21 protein-coding genes and 4 pseudogenes are annotated in these 24,064 nt (G+C 72.8%); 11 read left to right on the forward strand and 14 right to left on the reverse strand.

From position 1 onward, the window contains the following. Positions 1-23 precede the first annotated feature (23 nt). A complete protein-coding gene (locus UG55_RS20170; protein ID WP_066071587.1) occupies positions 24-1,055 on the forward strand; it encodes a TIGR03842 family LLM class F420-dependent oxidoreductase in 1,032 nt (343 codons plus the stop codon). Between the two features lie 13 nt (positions 1,056-1,068). On the opposite strand, the gene UG55_RS47700 is transcribed toward UG55_RS20170, so the two are convergent. Then, positions 1,069-1,443 carry a hypothetical protein gene (locus UG55_RS47700; protein ID WP_396230958.1) on the reverse strand — a complete coding sequence of 125 codons (375 nt, stop codon included), beginning with the start codon at positions 1,441-1,443 and terminating at the stop codon, positions 1,069-1,071. A 343-nt stretch (positions 1,444-1,786) separates the two neighbouring features. On the opposite strand from UG55_RS47700, the gene UG55_RS20185 reads away from it, so the two are divergent. Next, positions 1,787-2,767 carry an alpha/beta hydrolase gene (locus UG55_RS20185; RefSeq protein ID WP_066071598.1) on the forward strand — a complete coding sequence of 327 codons (981 nt, stop codon included), beginning with the start codon at positions 1,787-1,789 and terminating at the stop codon, positions 2,765-2,767. A 162-nt stretch (positions 2,768-2,929) separates the two neighbouring features. Further along, a complete protein-coding gene (locus UG55_RS20190; protein ID WP_083987021.1) occupies positions 2,930-4,288 on the forward strand; it encodes an aspartate aminotransferase family protein in 1,359 nt (452 codons plus the stop codon). Between the two features lie 15 nt (positions 4,289-4,303). On the opposite strand, the gene UG55_RS20195 is transcribed toward UG55_RS20190, so the two are convergent. Continuing rightward, positions 4,304-5,743: a cytochrome P450 gene (locus UG55_RS20195; RefSeq protein WP_066071604.1), complete on the reverse strand. Its 1,440-nt coding sequence runs from the start codon at positions 5,741-5,743 to the stop codon at positions 4,304-4,306. 205 nt (positions 5,744-5,948) lie between these two features. Further along, on the reverse strand, positions 5,949-6,752 hold the full coding sequence (locus tag UG55_RS20200; protein ID WP_083987018.1) for a polysaccharide deacetylase family protein: 804 nt from the start codon (positions 6,750-6,752) through the stop codon (positions 5,949-5,951). 214 nt (positions 6,753-6,966) lie between these two features. Between UG55_RS20200 and UG55_RS20205 the strand changes: the two genes are divergently transcribed. Together UG55_RS20205 and UG55_RS20210 are read left to right on the forward strand one after the other, a co-directional pair. Beyond that, positions 6,967-7,380: a hypothetical protein gene (locus UG55_RS20205; RefSeq protein ID WP_066071607.1), complete on the forward strand. Its 414-nt coding sequence runs from the start codon at positions 6,967-6,969 to the stop codon at positions 7,378-7,380. A 108-nt stretch (positions 7,381-7,488) separates the two neighbouring features. Next, positions 7,489-7,809 carry a hypothetical protein gene (locus UG55_RS20210; protein WP_066071610.1) on the forward strand — a complete coding sequence of 107 codons (321 nt, stop codon included), beginning with the start codon at positions 7,489-7,491 and terminating at the stop codon, positions 7,807-7,809. 19 nt (positions 7,810-7,828) lie between these two features. Here the strand turns inward: UG55_RS20210 and UG55_RS20215 are convergent, their stop codons facing one another. Continuing rightward, the gene (locus UG55_RS20215) at positions 7,829-8,200 is read right to left on the reverse strand and encodes a DUF1330 domain-containing protein (RefSeq protein WP_066071614.1); all 372 of its coding nucleotides are present in this window, start codon (positions 8,198-8,200) and stop codon (positions 7,829-7,831) included. A 235-nt stretch (positions 8,201-8,435) separates the two neighbouring features. Between UG55_RS20215 and UG55_RS20220 the strand changes: the two genes are divergently transcribed. From UG55_RS20220 to UG55_RS20255, 6 genes are all read left to right on the forward strand, one after another. Further along, positions 8,436-9,242, forward strand: coding sequence for a mycofactocin-coupled SDR family oxidoreductase (locus UG55_RS20220; RefSeq protein WP_066071617.1), 807 nt, complete (start codon positions 8,436-8,438; stop codon positions 9,240-9,242). A gap of 1,045 nt (positions 9,243-10,287) precedes the next feature. After that, the gene (locus UG55_RS39945) at positions 10,288-11,739 is read left to right on the forward strand and encodes a hypothetical protein (protein ID WP_242424835.1); all 1,452 of its coding nucleotides are present in this window, start codon (positions 10,288-10,290) and stop codon (positions 11,737-11,739) included. Beyond that, complete coding sequence (locus UG55_RS20240; RefSeq protein ID WP_066071626.1) at positions 11,736-14,159, forward strand: WD40 repeat domain-containing serine/threonine protein kinase; 2,424 nt, start codon at positions 11,736-11,738, stop codon at positions 14,157-14,159. Before UG55_RS39945 ends, UG55_RS20240 begins: the two co-directional genes overlap by 4 nt. Before the next feature lie 93 nt (positions 14,160-14,252). Then, positions 14,253-15,104, forward strand: a complete 852-nt coding sequence (locus tag UG55_RS20245; protein ID WP_242424836.1) for an RsiV family protein — start codon at positions 14,253-14,255, stop codon at positions 15,102-15,104. Positions 15,105-15,158: 54 nt separating this feature from the next. Next, positions 15,159-16,196: an LLM class flavin-dependent oxidoreductase gene (locus tag UG55_RS20250; protein WP_066071629.1), complete on the forward strand. Its 1,038-nt coding sequence runs from the start codon at positions 15,159-15,161 to the stop codon at positions 16,194-16,196. A gap of 153 nt (positions 16,197-16,349) precedes the next feature. Beyond that, positions 16,350-16,805 carry a nitroreductase family deazaflavin-dependent oxidoreductase gene (locus UG55_RS20255; protein ID WP_396230959.1) on the forward strand — a complete coding sequence of 152 codons (456 nt, stop codon included), beginning with the start codon at positions 16,350-16,352 and terminating at the stop codon, positions 16,803-16,805. A gap of 14 nt (positions 16,806-16,819) precedes the next feature. Here UG55_RS20255 and UG55_RS20260 read toward each other — a convergent pair whose 3' ends face one another. The 10 genes and pseudogenes from UG55_RS20260 to UG55_RS20290 all read right to left on the reverse strand — a co-directional run. Further along, complete coding sequence (locus UG55_RS20260; protein WP_066071635.1) at positions 16,820-17,563, reverse strand: SDR family NAD(P)-dependent oxidoreductase; 744 nt, start codon at positions 17,561-17,563, stop codon at positions 16,820-16,822. A gap of 42 nt (positions 17,564-17,605) precedes the next feature. After that, a partial coding sequence (locus UG55_RS39950) for a PaeR7I family type II restriction endonuclease (protein ID WP_242424837.1) occupies positions 17,606-17,848 on the reverse strand: 243 nt, incomplete at its 5' end. Position 17,849: 1 nt separating this feature from the next. Beyond that, positions 17,850-18,283 (reverse strand): annotated as a pseudogene (locus UG55_RS47705) (PaeR7I family type II restriction endonuclease); the annotation flags it as partial. Positions 18,284-18,537: 254 nt separating this feature from the next. Next, positions 18,538-18,777 (reverse strand): annotated as a pseudogene (locus tag UG55_RS47710) (SAM-dependent methyltransferase); the annotation flags it as partial. A gap of 1 nt (position 18,778) precedes the next feature. Beyond that, positions 18,779-19,699: pseudogene (locus UG55_RS47715) on the reverse strand (Eco57I restriction-modification methylase domain-containing protein); the annotation flags it as partial. A gap of 9 nt (positions 19,700-19,708) precedes the next feature. Continuing rightward, a pseudogene (locus UG55_RS47720) lies at positions 19,709-20,020 on the reverse strand (N-6 DNA methylase); the annotation flags it as partial. 103 nt (positions 20,021-20,123) lie between these two features. Next, positions 20,124-21,041 (reverse strand): class I SAM-dependent methyltransferase, encoded by a 918-nt coding sequence (locus UG55_RS20275; protein WP_066071642.1) that lies wholly within the window; start codon positions 21,039-21,041, stop codon positions 20,124-20,126. 78 nt (positions 21,042-21,119) lie between these two features. Further along, entirely contained in the window at positions 21,120-22,181 is a 1,062-nt protein-coding gene (locus UG55_RS20280; RefSeq protein WP_066071646.1) for an oxidoreductase family protein, read from the reverse strand. Between the two features lie 170 nt (positions 22,182-22,351). Further along, positions 22,352-22,921 carry a TetR/AcrR family transcriptional regulator gene (locus UG55_RS20285; RefSeq protein WP_313954629.1) on the reverse strand — a complete coding sequence of 190 codons (570 nt, stop codon included), beginning with the start codon at positions 22,919-22,921 and terminating at the stop codon, positions 22,352-22,354. A gap of 199 nt (positions 22,922-23,120) precedes the next feature. Further along, the coding region (locus UG55_RS20290; protein WP_128423094.1) for an ABC transporter ATP-binding protein at positions 23,121-24,064 on the reverse strand (944 nt) is incomplete at its 5' end.

Consider the following 24,064-nt stretch of genomic DNA (forward strand, 5'->3'; position numbering starts at 1 on the left):
CGACCCACGGGGGCACGGGCATCATGGATTTCGGTGTCGTCCTGCAGACCGACCCGCCGGCCTGGCGGGTCGTCGACCTGGCCCGCCAGGCCGAGCTGTACGGCTTCAGCCATGTCTGGACGTTCGACTCCCACGTGCTGTGGCAGGAGCCGTTCGTCATCTACAGCCAGATCCTCGCCGCCACCCACCGGGTGACGGTCGGGCCGATGGTGACCAACCCGGCCACCCGCGACCCGACGGTCACCGCGTCCCTGTTCGCCACGCTGAACAGCATGTTCGGCAACCGCACCGTCTGCGGCATCGGCCGGGGCGACTCCTCGGTGCGGGTCACCGGCGGCCGGCCCGTCACCCTGGCCCACCTGCGCGCGGCGATCGAGGTGATCCGCCCGCTGGCCAACGGCGGGGTCGCCGGCCACCGGGGCGGCAAGCTGCGCCTCCCGTGGGGCGAGGCGTCCCGGCTGCCGATCTGGGTCGCCGCCTACGGGCCGAAGGCGCTCGCGCTCACCGGTGAGATCGGCGACGGGTTCATCCTCCAGCTGGCCGACCCCGACGTCACCGCCTGGTCGATCGCCGCCGTGCGCCGGGCCGCCGCCGAGGCCGGGCGCGACCCGGACACCGTCACCATCTGCGTCGCCGCGCCGGCCTACGTCACGGACGGCACCGACACGGGCCTGGCGCACGGGCGCGACCAGTGCCGCTGGTTCGGCGGCATGGTCGGCAACCATGTGGCCGACATCGTGGCCCGTTACGGTGCCGGCGGCACCGCGGTACCGGCCGCGCTCTCCGACTACGTCACCGGACGCGCCGGCTACGACTACAACGCCCACGGCCGGGCCGGCAACTCGTCCGCCGACTTCGTCCCCGACGAGGTCATCGACCGCTTCTGCCTGATCGGCCCGCCGGAGACACATGTGCGGCGCCTCGGCGAGCTGGCCGCGCTCGGCGTCGACCAGTTCGCGGTCTACCTGCAGCACGACCACAAGGACGCCACCCTGGCCGCCTACGGCGAAAAGATCATTCCCCGGGCCGGCACCCGCCTCGCCGCCCGGCTCTGACCACCGGCACCATTCATCGCGTGTACCACAGCGCCGCCGTCTGGCTGCCGACGCCGGCGAGGGAGCCGTCCGGGGACCAGAGCCGCACCGAGCCGTGGCCGTAGCCGCCGGTCGCCTGCTCGGGCGTGCCGTCGACGAGCACCCACTCGGCCTCCGGTGCCGAGCCGACCCGGATCGTGTTGTCCAGGCTGGACCCGGAGCCGCGATGCCCGAGCGCCCCCATCACCATCGTCGGCACCGAGTCGGCGACCAGGGCGAGCAGCGCCGGCCGGGTCACCGGCCGGCCGGGGAAGCGCATCCAGTACCGCAGCCGCGGGCCCGGCACCCCCAGCTCCCGCATCTCGACCGCGCCGAAGAAGCCGGGCGTGGCGGGCGGCGCGACGCGCACCGGACCGGCCGGCACTCCTCGGGCGGGGGGACGACGGGCATCGTGGGCACAGTCCCGTCCGGGATGTCCGGGCCGGCAAGGGGACGCGCGGCCGCCGCCTCGACCAGCGCGCCGACGACGGCGAGCCCCATGCCGCCGTACATTCGCGGGAGATGACGCTCTTCCATGGTGATCCGGGCGTGCGCCGGTTCGCCGTCGTCGAGCAGCTCCAGGCCCAGCCACTGCCGGTCGGCGAGGCGCCGCGCCGCCTCGGTGACCGGGCCGTCCGCGGTCTCCGCCGCCGGACCGGCGCCCGTCGTCAGATCGGTCACGAATCCGACCCTAACCGAAAGGGAATGTCACGATGACCTACCGGTTCGACCCTGAGCTCGCCGCTGTGATCCCGATGCTGCCCAGCCCCGATCTGACCGACCTGCCCAAGTTCCGCGCCTTACTCGACGAATTCCGGCGCAACGTGGAGCCGCCGGCGCGCACCGGGGTCGAGGTGCGGGACGTGAGCGTGCCCGGTCCGCCGGGCGCGCCCCCGGTGCCGGTGCGGGTCTACCGGCCGGCCGGGGACGCCACCGCGGAGTCGGGCGACGGCCCGCCGACCGGGCCGACCCCGGGGGTGCTCAACATCCACGGCGGCGGGTTCGTCCTGGGCAACGTCGACATCGACGACACCAGCTGCCTCGGGCTGGTGCGTGAGCTCGGTGTGGTCGTCGTCTCGGTGGACTACCGGCTCGCGCCCGAACACCCCTTCCCGGCCCCGCTGGAGGACTGTTACGCGGCCCTGGAATGGATGGCCGCCAACAGCGCCGAGCTCGGCGTCGACCCGACGCGGATCGCGGTGCGCGGGATCAGCGCCGGCGGGGGCCTCTCCGCCGCGCTCGCGCTGCTGACCCGCGACCGCGGCGGGCCGCCGCTGTGCTTCCAGTTCCTCGGCGTCCCCGAGGTCGACGACCGGCTGGACACCCCGAGCATGCGGCGCTTCGTCGACACCCCCATGTGGAACCGCCCGAACGCCGTCATCAGCTGGGCGTCCTATCTCGGCGAGGGCGTGCCCGGCACACCGGACGTCTCCCCGTACGCGGCGCCGGCCCGGGCCACCGACCTGGCCGGCCTGCCGCCCGCCTACATCTCGGTGATGGAGTTCGACCCGCTGCGCGACGAGGGCATCGCCTACGCGCAGGCCCTGCTCGCCGCGGAGGTTCCGGTCGAGCTGCACCTGTTCCCGGGCACCTTCCACGGCTCCGGGGTCGCCGCGCACGCGGCGATCTCGCGGCGCGAGGCGGCCGAGGGCATCCGGGTCCTGGCCACCGCGCTGGGGCTGCCACGGGGCTGAAACCCGGGAACGAACCGGGAACGAACCGGAGCACAGGCGGCCGGCGGCGATCAGATCGCCACCGGCCGCCGAGCGGGCGCGGGCCGCCGCGGTTCTAATCGTCTCGGACGCGTCGTGCCGACGCGACGAGCGAGGCGGGGGCTCATGAGCACGCACGACACGATGGCCACCGGGGATCTCCGCGCCCGCGCGGGCGAGGCCCCGGCCCGCCCGCTGCTCGCCCAGCGCACATACGACCTCGACCGGCGGCACGTGTTCCACTCCTGGTCGGCGCAGGCCCGGATCAGCCCGATGGTGATCACCCACGCCAGGGGATCCTGGGTGTGGGACGACTACGACCGCCCGCTGCTCGACTTCAGCTCGCAGCTGGCTTTCACGAACCTGGGCCACCAGCATCCGCGGGTCGTCACCGCGATCCAGCGGCAGGCCGGCACGCTCTGCGTCGTCGCCCCGCAGCACGCGAACGCGGCCCGGGCCGAGGCCGCCCGGCTGATCCTCGCGCACCTGCCGGGCACCTTCGAGAAGGTCTTCTTCACCGGCGGTGGGGCCGACGCCGTGGAACACGCCATCCGCATGGCCCGGCTGCACACCGGCCGGATCAAGGTGCTCTCGGCCTACCGCTCCTACCACGGCGGCACCGACCTGGCGATCAACGTCTCCGGGGACCCGCGCCGGTGGCCGAACGACCACGGCGCGGCCGGCGTCGTCCACTTCTTCGGGCCGTTCCTGTACCGCAGCCCGTTCCAGGCGGCGGACGAGACGCAGGAACGCGACCGCGCGCTCGCCCATCTGGACCAGGTCATCACGCTGGAGGGGGCGGCCACGATCGCGGCGGTGGTGGTGGAGTCGATTCCCGGCACCGCCGGCGTCATCGTCCCGCCGGCGGGCTACCTGCGCGGGGTGCGGGAACTGTGCGACCGGCACGGGATCGTGCTGATCCTCGACGAGGTCATGGCCGGGTTCGGCCGGGCCGGGCGCTGGTTCGCCTTCGAGCTCGGCGACGCGCTGCCCGACCTGGTGACCTTCGCGAAGGGTGTGACCAGCGGGTATGTGCCCCTCGGCGGAGTCGCGGTCAGCGGCCCGGTGCTGCGTGCCTTCGACCACCGGCCCTACCCCGGCGGGCTGACCTACTCGGGCCATCCCCTCGCCTGCGCGGCGGCCGTCGCGACCATCCGGACGATGGAGGACGAGGGCACCGTGGCGAGCGCCGACCGGCTCGGCCGCGAGGTCCTGGGCCCGGGCCTGCGCGCCCTCGCCGACCGCCACGAGATCATCGGGGACGTCCGCGGGGTGGGCGCCTTCTGGGCCGTGGAACTCGTCGCCGACCGGGCGACCCGCACCCCGATCGCGCCCAGCGGCGGCACCAGCGAACGCATGGCCCGCCTCACCGCCGCCTGCCGGGCCGAGGGCCTGCTGCCGTTCGTGGCCGGCAACCGGATCCACATCGTGCCGCCGCTGAACATCTCGGACGACGACGCGCGCGCCGGCCTCGCGATGCTCGACCGCGCCCTCACAGCGTGACGCGAGGCCCGGCCGTCAGGGCCGCCGGTGGGCGATCATCGGCACCGGGCCCCGCGGGCGCAGGGTGATCGACGGTTCCAGCTCGACGGCCGCGCCGGGGACCGGGGTCAGCGACCACTCCCGGGCGATCGTCGCCAGGGTGAGCACACCCTCCGCCATGGCGAACCCGCTGCCGATGCACTGCCGGGTGCCACCGCCGAACGGGAAGTAGGCGAACCGCGGCCGGGCGGCGGCGGCCTCCTCGTCGAGCCAGCGACCGGGATCGAAGCGTTCCGGGTCCGGCCACCAGCGTTCGTCCCGGTGCACCACCCACTGGCCGAGGACGAGAGTCGACCCGGCCGGCAGCAGGTAACCGGCCACCGGCCGGTCCTCGATCAGATGCCGCACCATCGCCCACACCGGCGGATACAGCCGCATCGACTCGCTGAAGACGGCGTTGGTGTAGATCAGCCGCGGCAGGTCGGCGAAGGTCGGCGGCCGGCCGTCCAGCACGGTGTCGAGTTCCGCGCGCATTCTGGCGGCGGCCTCCGGTGATCTGCCGAGCAGGTGGAAGGTCCACGTCAGCGCGTTGGCCGTCGTCTCGTGCCCGGCGAGCAGGAGGGTCACGGCCTCGTCGCGGATCTCGACGTCGCTCATCCGGTGGCCGGTCTCGTCGTCCCGGGCCGCCATCAGCAGCGACAGCAGGTCGTGGCCGTCGGCCCCGGCGGCGCGGTGCCGGGCGATCAGGTCGTAGATGGTCCGGTCGAGGGCGGCCCTGCTGGCCCGGCGCCGCCGGACCGTCGGCAGCGGGACCCGGGTCGACTCCCCCAGCCCCAGCCCGCTGGCCTGCAGCGGCGCGGACCCGGCCATCGTCTCGTCGAGCGCGGCGCGCACGACGTCCACGACATGGTCGCTGATGCCGACGTCGAACAGGGTCCGGGCGACGATCGCCAGGGTCATCTCGGACATCTCCTCGTGCACGTCGAGCAGCTGCCCGTCCCGCCAGGCCGCGGTGGTGGCCCGCGCGAGGCCGACGAACTGCTCGCCGTACTCGGCGAGCCGCTGCTTGTGGAACAGTGGCTGCACGAGGCGCCGCTGGCGCAGGTGCGCCCCGCCGGAGCTGGTCAGCAGGCCGTCGCCGAGCAGCAGCCGAAGCGGCTGGACGACGCGGGTCCGGGAGCCGGGGCCGCGCACCACCGCACCCTTGCCGTAGGCCCGGTTCCCGCTCACGAGCACGTCCGCGATCGCCTCCGGGTCGCAGACGAGGAACAGCGACACCGGCCACCGGACCAGCCGCACCACCGGCCCGTACTCCCGGTACAGGGCGGTGAACTGGGGCAGCGGCTCTCCACGCATGCGGCGCACGGCGGCGACCGGCCCGTCCGCCGGCCCGGGGACCTCGTCGACGGAGCGCGGCTGCGGCTGCGGCTGCGGCTGCGCGAGCGACGGCCTGGTCGAGGGAGAAGCAGACACCACAGTGGCCTTTCACGGTCGGACGGCGCGGTCAGGGAGCCGTGCCGGTTGTGGACCTCGGGTGGGTCAGGCCNCGGGGCTCCGGACAGTCCACAGAACCCGTTCCGCAACTCCTCGGCGGCCAACCGGGGACCGCGGCGATCCTGGGCAGGACGGGCCGAACGAGACGTTCTTCGGGATTGGATCGCTATGCCGTCAGATGCCGGAGCTAGGGCAGGTGGGTGAAGCGAGAGCCCCTGTCCAGCAGCTGGGGTAACGCGGCGGCCACGCCCGCGGCAGTCCCGTGATCCGGATGGTTCAGGTGGCCGATGACGACGGCGCCCGGGGCCGCCGACAGGAGCGCGGCGGCCACCTGGGCCGGGGATGCCGTCGCTCCGCTGTCCGCGTTCACACCGAACCCGGCGACCGTCTCACCGAGGTCGCCGACGATCCGGACGGCGATGTCGTCGTAGTGGGCCGTCCCGGAGCGGAAATACCGTGGCGGGGTACCCAGCAGCGTGGTCAGGCGCAGGTGGTTGCCGGCCACCTCGTCGAAGACCTCACCGGCGTCGCGGGTGCCGGCGATCCCGTAGGCGGAGCGGCCGGAGGTCGACAGCGGGCGGTGCGCCGTACCGTGGTTGCCGATCTCGAAGAGTGGGTCGGCGATGAGCTCCGCGACGACCGACGGGTTCGCGTCGATCCAGCGCGTGTTGAGGAACAGGGTGGCCGGCACCGCCCACCGGCGAAGGGTGTCGATCAGGGCACGGTCGTAGCCGCGCCCGCCGGGGCCGCCGCAGGCGTCGAAGGTCAGCGCGAGCTCCCGGCCGGCGGCCGGTAACCGGCTCACCATTCCCGGCAGGTCCAGCCCCCAGGCCTGGGGCCGGAGCCCCCCGTACCGGGCGACCACATCCGCCCGGCTCGGAAGGCCGCCGAGAGCTCCCGATCGGGCCTGGATGGCGGCGTTCGAGGCTGCGGAGCTCGGTGCGGCGGAGCTCGGTGCGGCGGAGTTCGGTGCGGCGGAGCTCGGTGCCATTGGGTGCAGGGCCGCGGGGGCGCAGTGGTGACGGGCGGCCGCGGCCCAGCAGCGCGATCACGGACCCGCGAACAGGCGGTCAGCGCCGCGCCGCCGCCCATCCCCAGAATGCCGGCGACGAGCGCGCGCCGAGAACAGGCCATCATTTCCCCCCGAGATCGTCCCGACCGCAAGCATGCCAGCCGGCGTGTGGTCAACCCCTCGCTACCCACCCGTGCTCTGGTCTGTCCTCGACGAGACCCTCCCGACCGGCTGGGTTCCGCCGTCGGACCCGGCGGCGGCGGTCGCCGGCGAGCCCGCGTTCGCCGTGCCGGAAGCCCGGTCGGCGGGGAGCGCCGACGGTGCCGGCGCCGCTACCGACATCGAGGGGACCGAGGAGGAACGGGCTCAGTGGGTGCGTCTCATGCGCCGGGTCCCCGCCGGCGTCGTCCAGCTGGCCCGCGAGATGTGGGCCGTGCGCCGGTTGATGAACGGGCGCACGGAGGGCCGGCTGTGGCATCGCGCGGTGGCGAACGTACCCGCGGTCGGGGTGGTGGGGGCGACGCTCGGGGAACGCCATGCCGCGACCGGCATCGCCACCCGGGCCTACGTGGCGCTCGGCCTCGCCGACGAGCTGCCAGGCATCTGACCTGGCCGGATGGTGCGGGGCGACCCGCCAACGGCTGGACCACAACAGTGCCCCGCCGGACGTCCACGGCCCTTGACAGGACGATCTACCGACGCCAGGATCGAATGTATGTTCGATCTCCTCGGGGTCCGGTCCCGTCCTCGCACCGCCCACGAAGAGCGCACCGCTCATGGAGAGCACGCCGCCCATGAGGCGCTTCCCCCCAGCGTCGCCCGGGTCGCGGCCCGGACGAGGCTCTCCTCCGAGCTTCTCGCTGCCATCCTCACGGTCGACGGCCGTACCCGGGCCACACTCGACGACATGGAACGCGCGGATGCGCTCGCCGACGTCCTCCTCGCCCGCCGCCGGGAGCGGGAGGGCCGCCACCGACCCGAGCGGCCGGTCCCGTCCGAGCGCGGCGGCACCGGTCCGCTCCGCTGGTCGGCATGATCCCGCGGGCGCCGGGCACTCAGCCGCGAGCCGCCGGAATGGTGGCCTGGAGGACGGCCTCCGTCAGCGCCTCGGTGCGGAAACGCACGGTCTCCTGGTACTCCGGGTCGGCGACCATGTTCAGAAACGCCGCCCTCGACGGATAGCGAATCAGCAGCACCGCGTCCCACTCCTGGCCCGGTTCGGCAATCAGCACGGTTGATCCCGCACCGAGGTAGACGAGCTCACCTCCGTAGCGGGCCAAAACCTTTCGCGCCCGCCGGGAGTACTCGTCGTAGGACTCACGGCCGCCGTCCGGCCGGAACCTGAGCAGGTTCAGCATCACGACCGGTTCGTCCAGGGGTCGCTCATCGAGTCTCTGCAGGTCGGCGCTACTCGGGTTGACAGCCATGAAGGCCTCCAGAACCAGGACACGGGTCCGACAGCGGATGCCGTTCCCCGGTTGAACNACGAACGGCGGCCTGAGGCTATGCCAGACAGCGACCCGCGCGCACCACTATCCGCGGCAACCAGGGCAGCGGGGATCGGCGTGTGTCCCGTATCCGGCCCCGCGCCGTCCCGCCCGGGCTAGACTCGGCCCGCATTAACCGGCAGAACTCCGCCCGTCGTCGGCAAGGAGGCTCGTGATGATTCTGGAGGGCAAGGTCGCCTTCATCACCGGTGCGGCCCGCGGGCAGGGTCGGTCGCATGCGGTCCGGCTCGCGCGAGAAGGCGCCGACATCATTGGGGTGGATATCTGCGCGGACATTGACTCGGTCGGTTATCCGCTCGCCACAGCGGCGGATCTGAAGGAAACGGCGCGGCAGGTCGAGGCGCTCGGCCGGCGCATTCACCCGGCGGTGGCCGACGTCCGCGACCCGGACCGCTTACAGGCGGCTCTGGACGACGGCGTCGCGGCGCTCGGGCCGGTCGACATCGTGATCGCCAACGCCGGCATCGCGCCCTTCTCGCCCGAAGACCGCGGCGGCGAGTGGCGGGACGTTCTGGACGTGAACCTCACCGGTGTCTACAACACGGTTCGGGCCGCGACCCCGGGCATGGTCGAGCGGGGAGCGGGCGGAGCGATCGTCATCACCAGCTCGACCGCGGGCCTCACCGGCATGGCCGCCGACACACCCGGTGTCCTCGGCTACACCGCGTCCAAACACGGCCTGGTGGGGCTGATGCGGACGTGGGCCAACGCGCTCGCCCCCCATCGAATCCGCGTCAACACCATTCATCCGACCGGCGTGAGCACGCCGATGGTGCTGAACGACATGATGCTGGGTTTTCTGCAGAGCGATCCGAACATGTCGAATCCGCATGCGCTGCCGGTGTCGATGCTTGACGCCGCGGACGTCTCCGACGCCGTCGTCTGGCTCGTCTCCGACCAGGCCCGCTTTGTCACCGGGATCACGCTTCCGGTGGACGCCGGTTTCGTCAACAAGAGGTGACCGCTGTTCAGGGGGATGCCGCGCGACTGGGCTCCGCGGTGTCCGCACCGGCCCGCCGCCGCCNGGGCAGGTATCGGCCGGCGGCGAAGAAGACCATGGTCGTGCCGAGAGTGATCGCGAAATCGGTGGGCGGGGACGGCGCCACCAGACGCGCGGCCGACAGGACGAAGACGGCGAGCAGACCCACGGCGCAACCGGCCGGGACGAAGCTCGACCCGCGTGCCCAGTGCCGCGCCGGTGACGCGGACCGCCCCGGGGGCGCCCCCGTCACCGTCACCAGCAGGCCCGCCAGCAGCAGCAGACCCAGGCCGAACAGGCCGTAGGTAGACCACAGGGAGCCGTGGATCCGCGCCCGCGCGTCCCGCGAGGCGACAGTGCGCAGCTCCGCGTCGCGGATCTCGACTCGGATCGGCATCAGGCCACTGGCCCGGCGCTTGAGATCACGCAGGTCGAGGTCCACCGTCCAGTTCGCCGCACCGCGCGCGGGAACGGTCGTGCGCACCCGGGTGTCGTAGTCGAAGAACGTGAGGCCGAGCACCATTCCGCGCAGCCGCACCGAATCGATCTCCAGCGGGGTGCCCCCGAGGTTCTCAACACCTACGACAAGGTGCGTGACGGCGGACGCGTCGAGGGTCACCTCACCATCGAGTGGCTGACCGTCGATTGTCGCCGACAGCCTTGCCGTATTCTCGTTCCCCGCCCACGCGGCCGGGGCCGCGAGCATGCAGAGACCTGTCAGGAACACCACAACAAAAGCAAGGAGGCGGCATTTAGGTGCCGCCGTCGGTGCACGCGATCCGGAAATCACATCTCCCCCATGGACCGGGTGGACGCCGGCTCCGATGTTACGCTGGCAAACAGGAAGCGCGCTTCGGTCGACCGCACAACAGGTTCTTTTCGACGGCCGCGCGGCGCCGAATTCCACCATTGGGTGGCGGCGAAATCAACGGCCCGCGTTTCGTAGGTGACCGCTGCCACGGCACTGGCGGGGTGCGCCCTGGGCAGGAGGGATCTCGGGAAGCCGATGTCAGGCCGAGGACGGTTCGTGGGAACGCGGGGTGCGGCGCGGACGCCCGCCGGCCTTCGCTGGCTGCTGGCGCTTGCCGCGCTACTGATCACCGCGGCCGGGGTTCTGTCACCGATCAGCGCCCGGGCCACGTCGGCACCCGAACCCACGACGGCACCCGAACCCACGACGGCCGCGCCCCCGGACGCGTCGGCCGCGAGCGACCCCGCGGCGACAGTTCCCGACCCGACCCCGGCCCGAACCCCGAACCCGGCTCCGACTCCGACTCCGACTCCGACCGCCCATGCTTCCCCAGCTCCGCCCCGCTCGTCCGCGACCACGCCCCGCCATCCCGCGACGACGCCCCGCCAGTCCGAGGCCGCGCCGGCCTCCGACACCGCGCCTGCGCCGCCGCGAACACCCGGGCCGCCCTCGCGGACGGCGAGCCCGTCGAAGGGACAGGGCGCGTCCGGCGAGTCGACGCCCACCCGGGACGCCCAGACCCCGAGCGCCAGCCCCACGACCCCCGGGGAGGTGGGCGGTGGCTCCCCCAGCAGCTCCGCGGACTGCCGGACGCCGGCCTACCTGCCCCGGCTGCCTGACTGCCCACAGTCCGGCAGCCCTACCGGTTCCGGCTCGCCCGACGGCCAGGGGCCAGACAGCGGAGGCGGCACCGGAGGCGGCACCGGCGGAGGCACCGGCGGAGGCACCGGCGGGCACAGTGATCCGTGGGTACGCTGCGCCGACGGTTCCTGGGCCCCGACGTCCGCCGGCTGCCCGGTGCCGCGCGTCCAGTGCCCGAACAGCCCGGTCAGTGTGGCGCCGGGCGAGCAGTGCCCACGGCCCGTTCCCACCCGCGAGACGTCCGTCGCCTGCTGGGATGGTTCGTCCGCGGCGAGCACGGCCGGCTGCCCACCCGGCCGCACCTTCTGCCCCGGCGGCATCACGGTGCCGCTGGGCGCCCGGTGCGCCGAGCCGGCGCCGGCGGCGGCCTGCCCCGAAGGGACCGTGCGGGTGCTCGGAGTCTGCACCCCGGTCACTCGGCCCGGCGCGCCGGAGCCACCGGCGGGCGTCCCGGCGGCACGCGAGCCCGAGCCGGGCGAACTGCGCTTCGACCGGTACGTGTTGTCCGCTGGTGATCCCCTCTACGCACAGGGCGCCGGCTGCACGCCGGGTGCCGAGACGACGCTGCTGACCACCGGCGGGGAGCTCGTCGGGCGCACGGTCGCCGACCAGGACGGCCGCTTCGAGACCGTGGTGCGCTTCGCCAGCTTCCGGCCCGGCTACCGGCAGGTCGTCGCCGAGTGCGGCATCCAGCTGCGCTCCGGCGTCGGGATGATGCTCGTCTCCGCGGACACCAGTGTCTCCGCCGCTTCCGTGCTGCTGCTGTTCTGCCTCGCGGCCGGCAGCCTGGCTGTGCACCTGCGGACGGCGTCCCGGCGGTTCCGCGGTACCCGCCGCCCGGCGGGCCAGAGCCGTAGCCGGCGATGACCGGTTCGACCACCACGGGGCTGCTCGGCGGCTCCGACCCGACCGAGGTCGGGCCCTACCGGCTGCGGGGGCGCCTCGGCGCGGGCGGCATGGGTACCGTCTACCTCGGCCTGGACGCCTCCGGGCGGCAGGTCGCGGTCAAGCTCATCCGCCCCGACCTGGCACGCCGCCCCGAGTTCCGCGAGCGGCTCAAGCTGGAGGCAGACAGCGCGCGCCGGGTCGCCCGGTTCTGCACGGCCGCGGTGCTGGACGTCGACATCACCGGCGACATCCCCTACCTGGTCACCGAGTTCGTGGACGGCCCGACCCTCGCCGACTCGGTGCGCCTGCGGGGGCCACTCAGCCACGCGGAGCTGCACCAGCTCGCCGCGAGCATGGCCACCGCGCTGATGGCCGTCCACCGCGCCGGGATCGTGCACCGCGACCTCAAGCCGAGCAACATCGTGCTCTCCCGTCTCGGCCCGAAGGTCATCGACTTCGGCATCGCCCGCGCCCTCGACGCGGCCTCGGTGCTGAGCCGGGAACAGCCCGTCGGCACCCCCGCCTTCATGGCACCCGAGCAGGCCCGAGGGGAGTCGGTCACCCCGGCGGCGGACGTCTTCGCCTGGGGCGGAGTGCTGGTCTACGCGGCCACCGGCCGCTACCCGTTCGGTGCCGGCCCACCGGCCGCTCTGCTCTTCCGGGTGGTCAACGACACCCCGGTACTGGACGGGTTCGAGGACTCGCTGCGCCCGCTCGTCGAGGAGGCGATGCGCAAGGACCCGGCGCTGCGGCCCACCGCGGAGCAGCTCTACGCCCGGCTGCTCGACCTGCGCCTGACCGAGGCCGAACCGCCGGTGGGGCCGCCGCTGGCCGAGCTGACGGCGCTGGTCGAACCGGTCACGCCGAGGACACCCGGGCCCCCCGCGGCGCCACCGTCGCCCGAACCGGCGCCCACGCCGGTGACGATCCTCTCCCCGCACCAACCCGCCGCTCCGGAGAAGAACCTCACCACCCTCCCCACCGTGATTTCGCCGGCGGTGACCGCCCGGGCCGAGCGGCACCGCGGGGCCGGCACCGGCACTCCTCCCAGCGGCCCGAACTCGGACGGGCTTCGCCGTCCGCACGGGCGGCGGGGGATCGTCGTCCTCGCCGCCGTGGTCTGCACGGTCCTCGCGGCGGTCCTGCTCGTGGTGCTGCCCAGGGGCGGCAAACCGCCGACGGCCGACGGGCCCGGCCAGGTGGCGGCCCGGGCGCTGCGCCTGCAGATCCAGGATCGTCCCCTCGCCCGCCGGCTCACCCTGGCGGCCTACCGGGCCGCACCGGAGTCGACATCCACCCGCGCGGCGATGATCAGCCTCTTCGCCACCGATGCCGGTCCGCTGCCCGTTCCGGCCAGCGGCCGGGTGTTGACCGCCGCCCTGCGGCCCGACGGCCGGCTGCTCGCCGCCGGGACGGACGGCGGGACCATCGAACTGTGGGATCTCACCGACCCCGCCAGCCCCAGCCACGTGCGGACCATCGCGAACATCGGTGACTGGGTGTACTCGGTGGCGTTCAGCCCGGACGGAAAGGTGCTGGCGGGCGGTATCGGCGACGGCCGGGTGCGCCTGTGGGACGTCGCCGGCCCCGCCCGGGCGAGCACGTTGGCGACCGTCACGGTCCACCGCGACCGGGTCCGCTCCGTCGCCTTCGCCCCGGGCGGTGACCTCCTCGCCGCCGGCGGCGACGACGGCCAGATCGTCCTGTGGAGGGTGAGCGACCCGGCCCATCCCCAGCAGCTGTGGCTCGCCGACGGCGCCACCGCCGGAATCCGGACGGTCGCCTTCTCGCCGAACGGCCAGACGTTCGCGTTCGGCGGCAACGACGGGACCGTCCGGTTGTGGAACGCCGCGGATCCGGCTCATCCGGCCGCGGGACCGACCCTGCGCGGCGGCGGAGGGGGTGGCAGTGGCGGCAGCGGGGGCGGGGGCGGGGGCACGGTGGAGTCCGTCGCGTTCTCCCCGGCCGGGTCCGCGCTCGCCGCCGGCGCCATCGACGGTTCCGTGCACCTGTGGCGGCTCGGGCCCGCCGGGCCGGTCGACCTGGGCTCCACCCCCGGCGGTCTCGGCGGCGTGACCAGCGTCGCGTTCGGTGCGGACGGGAACCTGCTGGTCTCCGCGGGCGAGGACAGCACCGTCCGGGTTACCGACGTGTCCGCGCCGGCCAGCCCCGTCCCGCTGATCGACCTGCGCGGGCATACGAAGGCGGTGAACGAGGTCCTGTTCACTCCCGGGGCGCGGACCGTCGTCTCGGCCAGCGGCGACGGATCGATCCGGCTCTGGACGATCGACCCCGGGGTGCTCGCCCGCGACGCCTGCGCCGACGCCGCCAACCGCATCACCCAGCGGGAATGGCAGGAGTACTTCGGGAGCCGTCCCTACGGACCGCCGTGCTCCTGAGGCCCGGCCACGCCCGCCGGCCGTCGGGAAGCTGACCGGCGCGCTGTCAGATTGGCTTCAGCGCCAACAGCGGTGCCGGGCGACGATGAGCCCGTGATCAGGACAGCCAGGCTCAGAGATCAGCACAGCGATGACCAGCACGGCGATGACCAGCACGGCGATGGCATCCCGGCCGGCGCCGACCCCCACGTCCGCCCGCGCCTGGTTCGCTCGCGGACCAGGGCGGCGGTGACGTCCGCGGTCGTCGGCGTGCTCCTGCTGGGAGCCCCGCTGGTCACCGGCTGCGAGCCGACCGGCACGATCGCGCCGCAGGGGGCTCCGACCTCGCCGTCCACCAGCGCGCCGAGCGGCTCGCCGGCCTATCGGATCACGACGAGAAACGAGGAGGGCTCGCTCGGGCCGGATACCACCTACAGCGCGACGGTGCCGGTGCTGGAGGGTCCCGACGCGGCGGTGGTGGACCGGGTCAACACGGCCATCGCCGAGTACGTGCGCCAGGAGAAGGCCGGCACGTCCTACGCGAACCTCACCCTGAAGGCCGGCGACCCCCATGTGGGCAGGCAGGTCCTGGCGTTGTCCTTCGGTGGTGACCGCTACCCGCCCGGCGCGGCGCACCCCGCCGAGCTCGCCAGCGGTCTGGTCTTCGACCTGCGTACCGGAGACCGCGTCACCATCGAGGACGTGTTCACCTCCACCGGCGACGGGCTGCGCCGCCTGGAGTCGATCGTCCGCCCGGAGCTCGACCGGCGGTTCCCGGGCGGCCCTACCGGTGGGGTCACCGATCCCGAGCCGGCCAACTACCAGCAGTTCGTCGTGAACCCGCGGGGCCTGGTGGTGATCGTGGCCGACCTGCCGTACGTGCTCGGGCCACAGAGCGTGCTCGCTCCGTGGGACCAGTTGGCCGATCTGGTCCGGCCCGAGCTGGCGGACGTCCTGCGTTCCTGACAGGCCGGGCCCGCCGGCGGGAATGCCGCCGGCAGGCCCGGGATTGAGCTCAACGTGAGTGTCATTGACGGTTCACCATCGAACGCGGGTCCGCTGCCACTAGCGGTGCTCGACTTCGTCGGCATCGAGCACGGCGAGAGCCCGAGCGCGGCGATCGCCGGAGCCGTGGCCATCGCCCGCACGGTCGAGGCGGCCGGGTACCGGCGTTACTGGGTGTCCGAGCACCACAACATGACGAGCCTGGCGTGCTCCGCGCCCGAGCTGCTGACCGCGCACGTCGGTGCGCACACGTCCCGGATCAGGGTCGGCGCCGCCGGGATCATGCTGCCCAACCACGCGCCCTTCAAGGTCGCCGAGATGTTCCGCACGCTGGTGGCGATGTACCCGGGGCGGATCGACCTGGCCCTGGGCCGGGCGCCGGGCACCGACCCGCTGACCGCGCACGTGCTGCGCCGCGGGGCGTCCGCCGACGCGGGCGCGGAGTTCCCCGGGCAGGTCGGCGAGCTGCTGGCGTTCCTCGGCGACGGCTTCCCGGCCGATCATCCCTACGCGAACCTGGTGGCCGCACCGGTCATCGACGAGCGTCCCGAACTGTTCGTGCTCGGGTCGAGCCCGTACGGCCCGCGGTTCGCCGCCGTCAACGGGATGAGCGCGGTGTTCGCCCATCACATGAGCCCGGAGCTGGCATTCGACGCACTGCGCGCCTACCGGCGTGAGTTCGCCCCCCGTGCCGAGGGCGCGGAGCCGTACTCGGCGCTGTCCGTACTCGCCTTCGCCAGCGAGGACGAGGAGGCCGTCCTCGACTTCGAGGCGGCGTGGACGCTGACCATCCAGAACATCAGCCGCGGCATCCGGGAACCGCTGCGGCCGGAGGACATCCGCGGACTCGCCCGCTCCGACCGGTTCCGCGCCGCCCGCCGCGACGACGGCCGGATGGTGACCGGCGAACCGAAGGCGGTCGCCACCCGGCTGCTGGAGATGCGGCAGGAAGCGCAGGCTGACGAGATCGTCGTGGTCACCCCGAGCCTTGACCGGGCCCGCCGCCAGGCCAGTTTCACCGCACTGGCGGACGCCTGGCGCCGCGCGGCGTAGGCCGCACGGCGCGCAGTAGGCCGGAGTAGGCCGGAGTAGGCCGGCGTCACATAGGCACGCCCGGGTGACATCAGCGCCCGCGTTCCCGGGGAAGGTGGTCGCAGGCGTGCGACCCGTGGCTCGGAGAGCGACGATGTCCGCCCGCCCGAGACGATGTCGGAAGACCGGAAGGGGAACATTGTGGCTGCGGGGAACGACTGGAACGAGCAGGTCATCGCGGAGTTCCGCGCGAACGAGGGGCGCGTCGGGGGCAACTTCGCGGGCGCCCCGATGGTGCTGGTGCACCACCGGGGCCGCCGGAGCGGGCGTGAGTACGTCAGCCCCATGATGTATCTGCCGGCTGACGGTGACGCCGACACGATCTACGTGTTCGCGTCGAAGGCCGGCGCTCCGACGAATCCGGACTGGTACTACAACCTCACCGCCGCCGGTGAGACGACGATCGAGCGCGGCGCCGAGACCTACCGGGTCGGCGTCCGCGAGCTGGCCGGCGCCGAGCGCGACCGGATCTACGCCGAGCAGGCCCGCCGTTACCCGGGTTTCGCCGAATACGAGGAGAAGGCTGCCGGGATCCGGACGATCCCGGTGCTCGCGCTCCAGCGTTCCTGATCAGGCGGCCGGCTTCAGACCGCCGGCCGGCCGGCCCCGGCCGCGATGGTGGCGCCGGTGATGAACCGGGTGCGATCGGAGGCGAGGAAGAGGATCGTCTCGGCGATCTCACGGGGGGTGACGAGCCGGCCGAGCAGCGTGTTGCGCGCGGCTCGGCCGAGGCCCTCCTCCCCCATCGCCGCGACGACCCCGTCCGTGCTGGTCGGCCCGGGCACGACGGTGTTCACACGCACTCCCGCCGGGCCGAACTCGGCCGCCCAGGCGCGGCTCAGCGACTCCAGTGCGGCCTTGGTCGCGCCGTAGGCGGAGTAGCCGGGCATCCCGACCCGGGCGGCCAGCGTGCTGATGTTGATGATGCTGCCCGCGCCTTTCTCGATCATCGCCGGCACCAGGGCGGCCGTGAGCAGGTAGGGCGCGCGGATGTTGAGCGCGAGCGCGGTGTCCAGCGACTCGACGTCCTGCGACAGGGTCGGCGCGGCGGGGAACGCGGCCGCGTTGTTGACCAGGACGTCCACCACGCCCGCCGCGGCCGCCGCGACCGCGAGACGACGCGGCGCGGCCGGGTCGGCCAGGTCCGCGGCGACGAACCTCGCCGATCCGCCGGCGGCGCTGATCTCCTCGACGAGCACCGCGCCGCGGGCGGCGTCGCGACCGGTGATCACGACGTCGGCGCCGGCGGCCGCCAGCACCCTGGCGGTCTCCCGACCGATACCCCCGGTGGAGCCGGTGATCAGCGCTACCTTGCCCGCAAGTTCCATACCTGACTTCCTACCGAACCAGGCAGGATCACGTCCGACCTGTCATCGCGGCTGCGACCTCCGCGGCGGCTGGCTGTCACCGGGGATCCCGAGCTCGCGTAGATACCCGAGGCGCGCGTTGACGGCGGCGGAGAAGTGGCGCCAGTCAAGGCTCTCCACCGGCTCGACCGGCCGTGGGTCCTGCTCGGAGGACACCACGTAGCAGACCGCGTCGTACAGGTTCTCAGCCATCAGCCGCTGACAGAAGATCGCGAAACGCTCCTGGTAGGAGGATCCCTGCCAGACNCCCTCGACCGGGAACGGCCCCTTGTTCAGCCGCACCCCGGACCGCGATCCCGCCTCGTCATGCATGATGAAGAAGTAGCCGAGCCATGGCCGCTCACCGGAGTAGACCTCGGCAAGAGCCGCCCGCCGCAGGTCGACGGCGCTGCCGAGCGCCTCTTCGACCCTGTTGTTGTAGTTGTTTCCGAAGGACGGCCCGCCGAGAGCTTTCAGTTCGAACGCGGCCACCAGCACGTTGTCATATGCGACCACCACGTCCCACCGCTTCTGCGGGCGGTAGTACCCGGGAAGTTCCAGACCCTGCCCGACGGCAACCCGTATCGAGGCGGGCGGATAGCCGGCATCGACGAAGAACTTGGCCAGCAGCGCCGCCACAGCATCGAAGTGTTTACCCCCACGCACGGAGCCGGCCGTCCCCGCACCGACTTTCTCCCGCACGGCGGACAAGCGGTTCTGCGACTCCCTGACCCCCCAGTAGGCGGCAACGGCCGCCTCGAAGTCCTCGCGGGTGACGGTCAAGGCTCCCCCTCAGGACGGCAGTTCAGGCAGGCCGTACACGCGGAGTGCGGTGCTCGTTGCCGCATCGACGTCGCGATGGACGAACGCGCTTCGTAGCGCGGCGCGATCGGCCTCGCCGATCATATCGGGGCGGGGAACCCGGATGCGGCGGAGGTACTGGGCCTGGAACCGCNGGGTTCCGCCGCGCATCCTGACCGCGTAGGCGGAGACGAACGCCTCCGCGACCCGCGAGAGCAGGAGCCCTCCGAGAACCTCGGGATCCCATTCGTCGGAGACTATGTAGTAAAGATTGTGATGCGGGTAGAAGCCGCCCCGCTCGAGGACGGGGTGAATGTTGGCCTTCATGTCCGGGAGGAGAAGTTTCGGCTTCGCGACCAGCCGTTGATCGACTTTGTCGATCGTCTTGTACCAGCNGGCTGGCTGCTTCTGGGCCACATGACGGGCGCGCAGCTGGGCGCTGTGCCGGCGGAGGTACCGGGCGAGGCGTGGGTAGCGGTCCAGATCGACCAGCTTTCCGTTCGCGTCCCAGGGGTTGATGAGATGGGTTCCCGTCCACCTGAACGTGCCACCAGTGGTGTCACGGACCATGGCGAGTGGCAGAAGTCGGTCTTCCTCCACGTCGACCTGTTCCGGAGTATCCGTGATGAAGACGCTGTCCGCGCCGGTGGCCACCCCGATCCCGACCCGGGTGCCGGTCGACTCGTCCTCAAGGAACGGGAACCGATCGCTCAGGTCCTCCAACATCGCGAGGCGCGCTGGCGATGCCGCCGGCCACGACTCCGCCCCGGAGAACCAGTGCGGAAGCCGTGCCGCATGGAAACTCGGTACACGGATGGATGGTTCTCTCTCATCTTCCATCCAGGTCCGCAGTATCTCTGCGCTGCTCGCGCCGAACGCTTCCGTGGTGTCTGCGGCGATGGCTCTCCCCTGCGGCGCGCGCTGGATGACGGTGATGGCCGGGTAGGCCGAGACGGGTTCGAGGAACGCGTCCACGTCGTGCATCGTCAGAACCAGCTCGACGTTGAAGGAGCGGGCCACCAGCTGACGCAGCCGGGCGCCGTACTGGTTGCGCATCCACCGGTCCGCACAGATGAAGCCGAGCCTTCCACCGGCCTTCAGGATGGTCAGACCGGCCTCGTAGAAGCCGACGTAGACGTCCGCCCGGCCACCCATGGTGGCGCAGGCCGCCCGATAGGCGTTCATGCGCGCCTCGGGGACGTCCTCAAGCCGGATGTACGGCGGGTTCCCCACCACGAAGTCCGCGTCGCGGAACTCGTTCCGGAGCAGGAAGTCGCCCTGCCTGATCCACTGCCCGGCCAGCTTCTCGGCGCTCATCTCGTCCCNGCCATGGTCGACCATGACGCGGACGGCCACGCTCCGGCTCGATCGCACGTTGCGGTCGAGAAGGTCGAGGCAGCACAGCGCACCGGCTGCGTCGGACGGCGGGCGGCCGTGGGTCTGGCAGGAGGCGACAAGACGCTCGACGATCGGTTCCACGAAAGCCCCGGCACCACAGGCCGGCTCCATGATCATCGCCTTGGCGAGGTCCTTGTCCGATGTGTAGCCGACCAGGTCCAGGATCAGCTCGACCACCCAGCGGCGAGTGAACACCTCACCGTGTTCGATCGCCGAGCGCAGTGCACCTGTCAGGGACATCAAGTCGGCGTCAAGCTCGAACAGACCTTGGCTGACCACCGGGCAGACGATAGCGCCGGACAGCGGCTCGCCCCGCCTACGGGGAGGTGAGGCCACTCCCCGGTCACACCTGGGTGCTACCTGTTCGCCCCGGTCGGTCGGCGACGGCGATCCGGCCGCTGCGCAGCGAGGCGCGGCGGGCGGTGGCGAGGGCCAGCCGGGTGGCGACGGCGAGCAGGTCCTCGTCGGCGACGACCGTGAACCCGTGCCGGCCGAGCAGCGCGCCCAGTCGGCGGGCCGTCCAGTAGGAGCGCCAGGGTTCGTTCGCCCACAGGCTGCGGCGCCGCGCCAGGGTCTGCAGCAGTTTGGCGAGGAGCTGCCCGGCCACGATCGACGGGCGCAGCGCCTGATAGTTGACGATCAGCCGGGTGCCGGGGGATGACAGCGCGGCGATGGCCGCCACCGTCCGGGCGACCTCGTGCCGGGTGAGGTAGGGGACGACCCCTTCCCAGACCCAGGTCGTCGGCAGGTCGGCGCGGTGGCCGGCGGCGGCGAGGGCGGTGTCGAGCCGTTCATGCGTGAGGTCGACGGGGACGAACCGGACGGGCTCCGCCGCCCGCACCGCCTGGACGCCCTCGGGCAGTCCGGCGAGCCGCGCGCGCTTGTCCCGCTGGGAGTCGGGGTGGTCGACCTCGAAGACGGCCCGGTCCGCGAGTTCCGGCAGCCGCCACGCCCGGGCGTCCAGGCCGGCGCCGAGGAGCACGACCTGCGGGGTGAGCCGCTCGCGTAGCGCGTCGTCGATCGCGACGGTGCGGAGCACCATGACCGCGGCGCAGGCCCGCACCGACTCGTGGTCGACACGTTCCACCCACCGGGTGGGCGGTTCGCCGCCGCGGACCCGCTCGACCGCGCGCCGCTCGTCGTCCCGCAGCAGGCGGATGGCGACCGGATCGGTGAAGCGGCCGGATTCGGCGAGTCCGTCGGCGGCCGCCCTGCCCTGGCAGACCAGCACCGCCGTCCGGCTGCCCTCGGCCGCCTTCATCCCACCCTCACCGCCCCCGTCCGCCCGCTCCGTCCTACCCGGTGAAGCCGGCCCCTACCCCACGGTGACGGCCCGGGCTCACGGCTCGACGGCCGTCGCCGCCTCCAGATCGGAGAACGCGGTCGCGTACCGCCGCGCCAGGGTGAGCGACACCTCGGGACGCTGCCAGCCGTCCGTCCCGAGGGTCGACAGCCAGATCGCCAGCCCGTAGGCCGCGCAGGCGCGGTAGCGACGCCAGGCGACGTCCCAGGTCGGCCGGGCGCCCGCCGGCAGGTCGAGGGCGTCGAGGTAGTGCCTGAGCAGATCGGTCTCGTGGGCCTGCCGGTCGGCGGTGGTGAGTGCGCCCACCAGGAAGTAGCCGACGTCCTGAGACCAGCCGCCGCGGCGGACGACCTGCCAGTCGAGGAAGCCCACCTCGTCACCGGGCAGGACGTAGGTGTTGCCGATGTGCGCGTCGGCGTGCAGGAGCGTCGGCGTCTCCCGGCCGAGGGTGTCCACATAGCGCGACCACAGCTCGACGACACCGTCGGTGCCGCGACCGGCCACGTCCGCGGGCAGCTGGCCGTCCGCCCGGTCGAGGCCGGTCGGGATCCGGGACCGCAGACCGCCGGCGAAACCCTCGGTCGAGGCCCAGGTCCGCACCCAGGCGAGGGCGGGCTCGGTGGTGGCGTCGAAACCCCAGTACCGGCCGTGCAGCCGGGCGAGCCCCCGCAGCCCGGCGGCAACCTGGTCGACCGTCATCGGACGGGTCGCGTCCCGGGGGTCGCCATCCCGCAGTGTCACGTCCTCCATCACGAGCATCCAGTCCAGGCTCGGACGGTCCACGAGCACCCGGTAGACGAGCGGATGATCGAGGGGTAACAACACCTGGGAGGCGTACAGGTCCGCCTCGTTGAACAGGTTCCCGTTGCGGTTGTGCACCAGGCGGTGTTCGCCCTCGGCCTTCAGGAAGACCCGGCCGGGCCCCGAGCCGGCGGCGAAGCGCAGCTCGAAACGCGCGCGCCGGTTGGTGCCGTCATCACGCAGGACGAGGTTGACGTCGCTGACCCGCGCGCCGGGGTGATGGCCGGCGAGCGCGGCGGTCATCCACTCCGGCGTGATCTCGGCCCAGTCTGCGGGAACGTTGCGGCGTGTGGACATCGCCGAGCCCCTTCCTGTCGGCTGCGTGCGCGAGCGTGGTGTCCGCTGCGCAAGGGCGAAACCCTCCGCCGACGGGCCGCCGCAGGAACGGCCACCCCTGCCAGGCCGAAGGACGACACGGTTCGCGCAGCATCTCATGCCCCAATTCTCACAGGAGAGGCCGCCGCGGCCTACCCCTGATCCACCGGGCCACCCGGGGCACCGGGTCGGTCGCCGGCCCGGATCGACGTATGCAACGCCCTGATCACCCAGGCCACCGCACTGGCCGCGCGGGCCGGGTCGATCTTCCAGGTCACCGTCATCCGCTCGTAGGAGGAGACGTTCCAGAAAACGTCCAACATGGCCGCCGCGAGTTCGGACTCCTGGTCGGACCAGTCCGGAGCCGCCGCGGCCACGGCCGCGACAAGGGCGGCCCGCCGCCGCTCGTCCAGGCCGGTGAAGGTCGGATCGTCAACCGGCGTGCTGGCTATCGGGAAGGACGACAGATAGTCGAACATGCGGCCGATCACGTCTCCGAAGTTCTCCAGCCGGAGCCCTTCGAGATCGACGCCCGCTTCCTGCACGAGCCGCTGCATCACCGCGTCGCGCAGTCGCCGTTCGTTGGAGAAGTAGCGGTAGACGGTGCTCTCGTTGACCTGGGCCCGGCGGGCCACCGCCCGGATCGTCAGCGCCCCCCAGTCCCAGGTGGGGAAGCTGTGCACCATCTCGGCGGCGGCGGCCAGGATCCGGTCGCGCGTCACCGCCGCCTGTTTGCGCCGCAGCGGGCTCTCGTACGCCCGACGGCTCCCGGGGGCCTTCGCCTCCCGTGCCGGGGACGGCGATCCCCCTGGGTCTGACGCACCCGCGGTCATCCAGCACTCCCTCCTCCGCGCCGACCTCGCGCCCGAAGACGCCGAACGCGGCCGACGAACAGGACCACGCCCTGGGCACCGCCCGGCGTCACCGGAAACGCACCGGTCCGACTATGCCCGAGGCGGCCGGATGCGAGCGGATCTGATCGGTGCCGCGGATGTCCACCGGCGCCTCATCGGGCAGGTCGACGAAGTGCCGGGCCTGCAACGTGAACAGATCCCGGTAGATACCCGGGCGATCCATCAGCTCGGCGTGGTTGCCCTGGTCGACCACCCTGCCCTCGTCCAGGACGTAGATCCGGTCGGCCGTCCGGACACTGGCCAGGCGGTGGGTGATCAGGAGAACCACCCGGTCCCGCCCCAGGTCGCGGATCAGGTCGAACAGGGCCTGCTCCGCGCGGGCGTCGAGCGCCGCGGACGGCTCGTCCGCGATGAGCACCGGGGCGTCCCGGTAGACGGCCCGGGCGCAGGCGATGCGCTGCCACTGGCCACCGGACAGGTCGTGCCCGGCGTTGTACTGGCGGGCAAGCGACGTGTCGTATTTGTGAGGCAGCTTCTCGATCACCTCCTCGGCGCCGGTCGCCCGCGCGGCCGGGATGACGCTGTCCGGCCCCTCGGTCATCAGCCGGCCGATCGCGCCGACGGCGATGTTGAGCCGCGCCGACATCGGCCACTGGGTGTAGTCCTGCGGGATCAGCCCGATGCGCGCCCGCACGCTCTCCGGGTCGACGCCGGCGAGGTCCACCCCGTCCCAGCTCACCGTGCCGCCGTCCGGCTCGTACAGGCCGGCGAGGATCTTGGCGAGGGTGGACTTGCCGCTGCCGTTGGCGCCCACGAACGCCACGACCTGCCCCCGGCGCAGCTCGACGGTGACCCCGCGCAGCGCCGGGGTTCCGGTGCGCGGGTAGGTGTAGGTGGCGTCCTCGACCCGAATCAGCTCCGGCTCGACCGGCGCCACCCCGTCGCGCCGCGCCGGCATCCGGCGGGCGGCCTCCGCCGTCCACTCCTGGTACTCGCCGAAGTACAGAAAGT

It is taken from the genome of Frankia sp. EI5c (assembly GCF_001636565.1).
In the GTDB taxonomy this organism is placed as follows: Bacteria; Actinomycetota; Actinomycetes; order Frankiales; family Frankiaceae; genus Parafrankia.

What these genes read in the sequence shown, in the direction of transcription:
- UG55_RS20170 (WP_066071587.1), top strand. Translation starts at nt 24, where the DNA reads ATGGATTTCGGTGTCGTCCTGCAGACCGACCCGCCGGCCTGGCGGGTC.
- UG55_RS20185 (WP_066071598.1), top strand. Translation starts at nt 1,787, where the DNA reads ATGACCTACCGGTTCGACCCTGAGCTCGCCGCTGTGATCCCGATGCTG.
- UG55_RS20190 (WP_083987021.1), top strand. Translation starts at nt 2,930, where the DNA reads ATGGCCACCGGGGATCTCCGCGCCCGCGCGGGCGAGGCCCCGGCCCGC.
- UG55_RS20200 (WP_083987018.1), bottom strand. Translation starts at nt 6,752, where the DNA reads ATGGCACCGAGCTCCGCCGCACCGAACTCCGCCGCACCGAGCTCCGCC.
- UG55_RS20210 (WP_066071610.1), top strand. Translation starts at nt 7,489, where the DNA reads ATGTTCGATCTCCTCGGGGTCCGGTCCCGTCCTCGCACCGCCCACGAA.
- UG55_RS20215 (WP_066071614.1), bottom strand. Translation starts at nt 8,200, where the DNA reads ATGGCTGTCAACCCGAGTAGCGCCGACCTGCAGAGACTCGATGAGCGA.
- UG55_RS20220 (WP_066071617.1), top strand. Translation starts at nt 8,436, where the DNA reads ATGATTCTGGAGGGCAAGGTCGCCTTCATCACCGGTGCGGCCCGCGGG.
- UG55_RS20240 (WP_066071626.1), top strand. Translation starts at nt 11,736, where the DNA reads ATGACCGGTTCGACCACCACGGGGCTGCTCGGCGGCTCCGACCCGACC.
- UG55_RS20255 (WP_396230959.1), top strand. Translation starts at nt 16,350, where the DNA reads ATGTCGGAAGACCGGAAGGGGAACATTGTGGCTGCGGGGAACGACTGG.
- UG55_RS20260 (WP_066071635.1), bottom strand. Translation starts at nt 17,563, where the DNA reads ATGGAACTTGCGGGCAAGGTAGCGCTGATCACCGGCTCCACCGGGGGT.
- UG55_RS20275 (WP_066071642.1), bottom strand. Translation starts at nt 21,041, where the DNA reads ATGAAGGCGGCCGAGGGCAGCCGGACGGCGGTGCTGGTCTGCCAGGGC.
- UG55_RS20280 (WP_066071646.1), bottom strand. Translation starts at nt 22,181, where the DNA reads ATGTCCACACGCCGCAACGTTCCCGCAGACTGGGCCGAGATCACGCCG.